The sequence below is a fragment of the Flavobacterium sp. JAS genome, assembly GCF_020991455.1.
GTDB lineage: Bacteria > Bacteroidota > Bacteroidia > Flavobacteriales > Flavobacteriaceae > Flavobacterium.
In genome coordinates, this window is record NZ_JAJMOX010000035.1 from 1 (window position 1) to 2,491 (window position 2,491).

The 2,491-nt window shown below is 38.7% G+C and carries 1 protein-coding gene; it reads right to left on the reverse strand.

The features are described 5' to 3' along the window. Nucleotides 1-111 precede the first annotated feature (111 nt). The gene (ltrA, locus tag LPB88_RS23625; RefSeq protein ID WP_230718246.1) at nucleotides 112-1,926 is read right to left on the reverse strand and encodes a group II intron reverse transcriptase/maturase; all 1,815 of its coding nucleotides are present in this window, start codon (nucleotides 1,924-1,926) and stop codon (nucleotides 112-114) included. Nucleotides 1,927-2,491: the final 565 nt, after the last annotated feature.

The following is a 2,491-nucleotide window of genomic DNA, read 5'->3' on the forward strand; positions in this document are numbered from 1 at the left end:
GCGTAGGATAAGAACCCGGCGCCTTGCTATATTAACTATAGCAGGTTTCCAAGAACTCTCCCCCGAACCGTACGTACCTGTCTCCAGGTATACGGCTCTCCATCAATTTATTCAGTCTAACTTTCCTGCGTGTATCTTATCGTGACATTTTGAACAGACTGCCAAAGTTTTTCTTTTCCTTGCAATCATTCTTTTCATCCAATCTTCTTTACCTTTCAGGTCTTTCAACTTCCTTATATGATGCATTTCCAGTTTCTCGTTTGCACCGCATAATTCGCATTTTTCGTTTTGCAGCCTTGCTATAAGGCTGTTTCTTCCACCTGTGATGGTAACTGTCATGGGTAAATTATCCACGTAAGCTCCACGAGCAATTTTCTGGCGTTTGAAACCTTCATTGTAAAAGCGTCTGTAGAGTATGTCGCCTTTCCTGTTTTTATAAGGAATAGAGAACACTCCGTTGATACACTTTTTTGTCTTTTCCTTACTTACCGAAGTTTGATATTTCAGTGCATAGGTTTTGTACATACTGTACTCCATGATATAAGAAAATGACTGTACATATGAACTGTTGTTAGCGATTGCGTAGTAATTGTAAAAACCTCGGATTTCAGAATTTACCTGACTTATGATCTCTAAATCATCTAAGTCTTTCATGTAATATCGGGAGCGTGGTTTCCAAACCTCTTTGCCATTCTGCGTAATCAATTTTAGCGCATTATAACTTAGTAGCTTTTTCTTCATCACCTCTGCTGTTACATAGAGTACAATCTTGTCTCCAAAGCATCTCACTGTTCTACCGTGTTTATCCCTCTTTGTTTCATTAGATTTACGCACGTAGACATCAAAGCCTAAAAATTTGGCAGGTTTCTTAGCATTGGTTATCAAGGTTTTTTCATCCGAGAGTTCGAGTTTTAGTTTTTCAATAAGAAAATTCTTAATGTCATTCTTAATCCTTTTACAATCTTCCTTACTACCTATGATCCCGATAAGAAAGTCATCCGCATATCTTACATACTTCAACTTTTTGTGACTACTATCCATCTTATTATAGGCTGGATATTTGTTTCTTTCTTGTCGTAGTTCCTTAATTTCTGCAATCATTTTGGCTCTAACAGTTTCATCTGTCTCGCATTCCAGTTTCTTTGCCAAGCGGTATCGTCTTTGTTCGTATAGTCTGTACTGGCGTGTTGCCGTAGTTCTTTCCCCTTTATCGAATTCTTTGATGTACTCCTTAATATATTTATCAAGTTTATCTAGGTAGATGTTCGCAAGGATTGGACTTATAATTCCTCCTTGTGGTGTACCACTAAATGTTTTGTGATATACCCAATCTTCGATATACCCTGCATTTAGGAACTTCCTAATTAAACGAATGAACCTATCATCGGCGATACGTTCTTTAAGGATTCCAATCAACACTTCATGATTGATATTATCAAAGAAGCCTTTTATATCCCCCTCAATGAACCATCGTACAGCTGTAAATGATTGTTGAACACTTATTAAAGCCGTATGGCAACTTCTTTGTGGTCTAAAACCATGTGAAGTATGTTCAAAATGTCCCTCGTATATAGCTTCCAAAATCATTCTGATAACTTCTTGTACTAGTTTATCATCAAAAGAGGGGATTCCAAGTGGACGTTTCTTACCGTTTTTTTTCGGTATATAAATCCTCTTGGATGGGTTTGGCTGATAAGTTTCGTTTTTGAGCGATTCAATCAGCCTTTCAATGCGGGATATACTCATTCCATCGATGGTTTTTCCATCGATACCTTTTGTCATATTACCTACTTTGCTGTAGATTTTTTGATAAGCAGTATAGTACATCTCTTCATTGAACAGAACTTTGTACAGCCTTTCGAATTTATAGCTCGAATCTCCGCTGTGCTTTATTAGACTGTTCAATACTATTTCTGGATTTCTCATAATGTCTCTCACATTTTCCATTAATCGTATTAAACTAAATTGACTGCCTCCCTTCGCCATGTACAAGGCTTTCCCTTGCTCAGACTACTACGGAGGCTCCGTTACCTTATCGAATATTCAGGAGCTTTTCTCCATAGCCACATCAGTGGCATTTCGACTTAGGCAATCCCCATTTAGACATATAGCAACTATTGGCTTGTTAGATTCTCGGATGCGATGTTCACCCTTTTCTGCTTATTGCAGCTACGCTGTGGTTTGTTTATGCTATAACTACTACTTCACATTAGTATAGTACCACAGTATGACGTTTGTAACTGTTTTCCGTCATAGCCCAAGAACCGACCGTTCAGACTATCGTTCAATCAATTCAGACTTCATCCTTATATCTAACTTTCAACTCGCCACTCAGTCGCAACTTAACAGTTAGTTGACTTGTGGCTTTTCCGACATGCTACACTCCCCGTCGGGTTTCCCGTTCGGATAAGTCGGCTATTGATGGGCATTATAAACACTTGCCCAGTGGTTGCCAAACCACATTTGCTATATGCCCTTATGGGCGCACCAG

What these genes read in the sequence shown, in the direction of transcription:
- ltrA (WP_230718246.1), bottom strand. Translation starts at nt 1,926, where the DNA reads ATGAGAAATCCAGAAATAGTATTGAACAGTCTAATAAAGCACAGCGGA.